2 protein-coding genes are annotated in these 5020 nt (G+C 49.2%); both read right to left on the reverse strand.

What is annotated here, in order from left to right:
• Positions 1–132: 132 nt before the first annotated feature.
• The gene (locus tag HMPREF9999_RS09805; protein WP_009436394.1) at positions 133–3495 is read right to left on the reverse strand and encodes a BspA family leucine-rich repeat surface protein; all 3363 of its coding nucleotides are present in this window, start codon (positions 3493–3495) and stop codon (positions 133–135) included.
• A gap of 522 nt (positions 3496–4017) precedes the next feature.
• The gene (locus tag HMPREF9999_RS01190) at positions 4018–4824 is read right to left on the reverse strand and encodes a BspA family leucine-rich repeat surface protein (RefSeq protein WP_052316455.1); all 807 of its coding nucleotides are present in this window, start codon (positions 4822–4824) and stop codon (positions 4018–4020) included.
• Positions 4825–5020 lie beyond the last annotated feature (196 nt).

Genomic DNA, 5020 nt, shown 5'->3' on the forward strand with positions numbered 1-5020 from the left:
ACTCACCTGCTAGAGAGGAGTGGGGATTTCCTTGGTTTTTGACGTTAGACTTTAGAATATAGACTTTAGAGGGCTGTCGCAGTTGGACTATTCTCAGCAGTGTTCTAATGTCTAACGTCTAATGTCTAACATCTAACGTCTAACGCCTACAACAACTTTCTTGCCATTGACGATGTAGACACCAGCGGGGAGGTGTTGGAGACTGCCGTTGACGCGCTTGCCTTGGAGCGTGTAGATGCCTTGTGCTTTGTGCGCCTTGAGGAAATTGTGGTCGATGGCCGTAGGATATTTGGAGAAGTATCCCGTTTCGGGGTTGGCCATCGTCACGTCCGTCTTGCTATCATCGTAGTCCACTGCGCCTTTGAGCTTGAGACAACCTTCAAACATTTGCGCTGATTGAGGGCATTGCCAAGAATCCAAGCATTGGATGTGAGCTAACTTCTTGCTTTCGCTGAACATTCGCGTCATCTCCACGACGTTGGTGGTGTTGAAATGAGAGAGATCGAGGCTTTCTAAAGCTGCGCATCGGCTAAACATGTAGCTCATGTTGGTCACGTTGGCGGTGTTGAAGCTCGAGAGATCGAGTTGAGCCAAGGCTGCGCATCCGTTAAACATGTAGCTCATGTTGGTCACGTTGGCCGTGTTGAAGTTCGAGAGATCGATCTGTGTCAAGGCTTGGCAACCGCTAAACATTCGGCTCATGTCATTGACCCCTGAGGTATTGAAACTCTTGAGGTCGAGTGTAGTCAAAGACTTGCAACCATCGAAGAGACCATACATGTTGGTCACACTGGAAGTGTTGAAATGAGTCAGATCAATCTTTTCCAAGGCAGCGCACTCGTTGAAGAGATACATCATGTTGGTCACGTTTTCCGTGTTGAAGCCCGAGAGATTGAGCTGCTTTAGTGCTATGCACTCGCTAAACATCAGGCCCATGTTGGTCACCTGCTTGGTGTTGAAACTGGAGAGATCGAGTGTGGACAAGGCTAGGCATCTGCTGAACATGGCCGTCATGTCGGTCACCTGCGAGGTGTTGAGATGCTCAAGTCCCTGGAGATCGGTGAGAGCCTTATAGTGGAGGAACCAATAGGCTGTGGTGGTGGGGCGCACCTCTTGGAAAGAAGCATCAAACACCACCTTAGTTGTGGTTTCGTTCGCCACCTCCCAGGTGCCAGCCCAGGCAGGGACAGAGAGGTTTTGCATCACTTTTGTCTCATTGATGCCCCAAGTGTGTCCTTTTCGTGAAGCGCGCAGCTTGTCGTAGTAGAAGGTGAGAGTCTTTTGGTCTTCGCTTTGGTGAGCATAGGCTTCGGGTGTTTTCACTTCAGGCTTGTCTTGTGGCTTGATGGTGAAATATCCGGTGGTGGGGGTGGCCATCGTCACGCCCGTCTTGATTTCATCGTAGTTCATCGCACCTTGGAGATTGAGGCAGTCTTTAAACATGTCTGTAGAAGTACGGCATTTCCAAGAGTTGGAACAATAGATGGTGCGGAGCGATGAGCAGCCTTTAAACATCATGTCTGCCTCTGTCTGGTCGCTGAGGACAAAGTGGGTGAGGTCGAGACTTTCTAATGCTGAGCAACCATTGAACATTTTGTATGTGTAGGTGAGTTGCTCCGTGTTGAAGTTGGAGAGGTCAAGATGCTTCAATGAGGTGCATTCGTTGAACATGTCGCTCATACTGGTCACCTTTGCTGTGTTGAAGTGCGAGAGGTCGATCTGCTGCAAGGTGGAGCAACCTCTAAACATGTCGCTCATGTTGGTCACCTTCGCTGTGTTGAAGTGCGAGACGTCGATCTGTTTCAATGAGGTGCACTCGTTGAACATGAAGCCCATATCGGTCACGTTCGAGGTGTTGAAGCTCGAGAGGTCTAGTTGTTGCAAGGACGAACAACCGCCGAAGAGCAAGCCCATATCGGTGACGTTTGTGGTGTTGAAGTGGGTGAGGTCGAGTGAGGTGAGCGAAGAGCAGCCGGCAAACATCATGTCTAGGGTGGTGACAGCTGCGGTGTTGAAACTAGAGACGTTGGCCTTGACCATATCCCTACAACCTGCAAACATTTCACTCATGTCGGTCACCTTGCTGGTGTTGAAGGTCGTGAGATCGAGCGAACTTAAGGATTTACAGCCTGCAAACATTTCGCTCATATTGGTCACCTTCTCGGTGTCGAAGTGCGAGAGGTCGATGGCCTTCAGGTGTATAGCACCGGCAAACATGCCGCTCATGTCGGTCACCTGCGAGGTGTTGAGATATTCCATGCCCTCCAAAGCGGTGAGATTTGTGCAAGCACTGAACCATCGAGCGGTGGTGGTGGGGCGATAGTCCTTGAACGAAGGATGGATGATGATTTTGTTGGTGAATGTGTTGGAATTGTTGTTGATCCAGGGCACTAAGGGTTTGCCCTCTGGTGTTTTTGCATCAACGATTTTCCATTTGGGCTCTTCATATTGGTCATAATTGGCATCATAGAAGAAGGTGAGTGTGCCCGCGTTATCGTCTTCCACCACATAGGCTTCAGACATCTTCTTAGCGAAATAGCCCGTAGTGGGGTTAGCCATAGCAGCGGTGGTCTGCTGGTCGTTGAAGCTGACGGCACCTTTCAGTTGGAGACAACCTGCAAACATGCCGTCCGATTCGCCACAAGTCCATGCTTTGTTGGAAAAGAGTGTTTGCAAAGCGGCGCAGTCTTTGAACATTTCGCTCACCTTCGTGGTGGCAGATAGACTGAATTTATCCACATCGAGGCGAGGCAAAGCACGACATCCTGAGAACATGGCGCGCATGTCGGTGACCTTCTCGGTGTTGAAACTCACAAGGGAGCAATGGGTCAGTGCGGCGCAGCCCTTAAACATGCCGTTCATGTCAGTGACTTGCGCTGTGTTGAAGCGGCTGAGGTCGAGAGCGGTCAGTGTGGCGCAGTTGCTAAATAGGTGGCTCATGTCCGTCACCTTCTCAGTGTTGAAGTTCTTGAGGTCTAGAGACGTCAGGGCTACACAATGGGTGAACATGCTGTTCATATCCTTCACCTTCTCGGTGTTGAAGTTCTTGAGGTCTAGAGTCGTCAAGGCAGGGCAATCTGCAAACATGTAGCTCATATTAATCACCTCCGATGTATTGAGATTTTCGAGTCCCTCGATAGTCTGAAGTGCTTTAAATCCACTAAACCAATAGCTAGTGGTGGTGGGACGGAAGTCTTTGAACGAAGCATCAAACACCGCCTTGGTAGTCAACGTGTTCCATTCTGAATCCTCTCCTTCTATTAAATGTGTCCATGCAGGAATCATAGTGTCATATTCCTTTTTCTGATCATTGATGCCCCACGTTGTGCCGTCGCGAGAGGAGCGTTGTGTGTCGTAGAAGAAGGTGAGCGTGGCCTTGTCTGTGCTCTGATGCACATAGGCTTCTTGGGCTTGCGATCGCTGTGGGAAGGCCACAATGGAGCAAACCAGTGCAACGATTGTCGCGCAGAGGGTGTGTAGTGTGTGAATTCTCATAATGAGTGTGCTCCGCCTATGCCCTCCAGAGGAGACCGTGTGGGATGATCCTTGGGAGAGAGCCGCACAGGAGCAGGGGCTTTAGGTTAGTTTGAAAACGATATTCTGTGAAAGCGTTTTAAGCCTCGTCTTGATCCTTTTGGGGAAATCAAAGCGAAGCAAAGAGAAGGGGGAGGATGAGAGAGGTGAAATCTGGTGTGTGTGACGGTATTAATCATGATTTGTTGGGACAAAAATACAGAATGTCACGGACATTGCCAAATTATATTAGAAAAATCTTTAGAGGGTCGCATACCCATGCTGTCCAATGCTTCGTGGGTCGGGCTGGCGCACTTGGACGATGCTAGAGATGAAACAAAAAATCCCCACTCACCTGCTAGAGAGGAGTGGGGATTTCCTTGATCTTAGACGTTAGAGATGAGACGTTAGACTTTAGAATATAGACTTTAGAGAGCTATCGCGGTTGAACACTCATTGCCGCAGGGTTCTAACGTCTAAAATGGGTTTGCGACCGTCTAATGTCTACTTCTTAACTTCTAAAACTCCATTGACGATGTAGACGTCAGCGGGGAGGTGTTGGAGTTTGCCATCCATGCGCTTACCTTGGAGGGTGTAGATGCCCGTAGCCTTGCGAGTGTTGAGGAAGGTGCGGTTGAGGCCAGTGGGACCTACCTTGGTGAAATAGCCTTCATGCTTTGCCATGGAAACGTCCGTTTTGCTTGCATCATACTTCACTGCACCTTGGAGAGCATCGCAATTTGTGAACATATCGGTGGATGCTTCGCTTTTCCATGCGCCTGCGCTATAGATGGTGGTGAGGGCGGAGCAGTTGTAGAACATTTCGGTCATGTCGGTGACCTTGCTCATGTCCCAAGAGGAGAGGTCGAGCACTTTCAAACTCACGCAGTTGACAAACATGGAAAATGCAAATTGCACGTTGGAGGTGTTGAGATTTTCAAGACCTTCGATGGTAGCGAGGTTTTGGCAGTTGTAGAACCAACATCCGATGCTGGTGGGGAGGTAGTCCTTGAAGGAGGCGTCAAACTTCGCTTTTTTGACCCAAGTGTTGGCTTCTTTCAAAGTGCCAGCCCACACGGGATAGCCATAACCGCCTTCCGCATCCGTTTTGGTTTCGTCGATGGGGAATATCGTGCCCTCACGGGTGTCGATCTTATCGTCGTAGAAGAACGTCAAGGTGGTTTCGTCGATGCTCTGTACCACGTAGGCTTCTTTTTCTTGTGCCTTTGCGCTCAAGGGAGCTGCGAAGAGTGTGCAGAGGAGCACAATGAAGGTTGCACTGAGTGTGCGAAAAGTAGAGTTAAATCTCATAAAGTCGTTCCCCTGTTACCTCTTCTTGTTGAAGAGCTGCCTAATGGGAAAATGGGCAGTGATGGTTAGTTCTGTAGAAGGAAAAGTCCTTTTCTCTGTTACAAAGTTAAGGGTTCTTTGGAAAATACAAAAATATATGGAGTAGAAATAGAGATTAGACGCATTTTAGACATTAGACGTTAGAGGGTCGCAGACC

Source organism: Alloprevotella sp. oral taxon 473 str. F0040, assembly GCF_000318095.2.
Taxonomy (GTDB): domain Bacteria; phylum Bacteroidota; class Bacteroidia; order Bacteroidales; family Bacteroidaceae; genus Alloprevotella.

Coding starts and splice junctions, on each gene's coding strand:
- HMPREF9999_RS09805 (WP_009436394.1), bottom strand. CDS start 3,495: ATGAGAATTCACACACTACACACCCTCTGCGCGACAATCGTTGCACTG.
- HMPREF9999_RS01190 (WP_052316455.1), bottom strand. CDS start 4,824: ATGAGATTTAACTCTACTTTTCGCACACTCAGTGCAACCTTCATTGTG.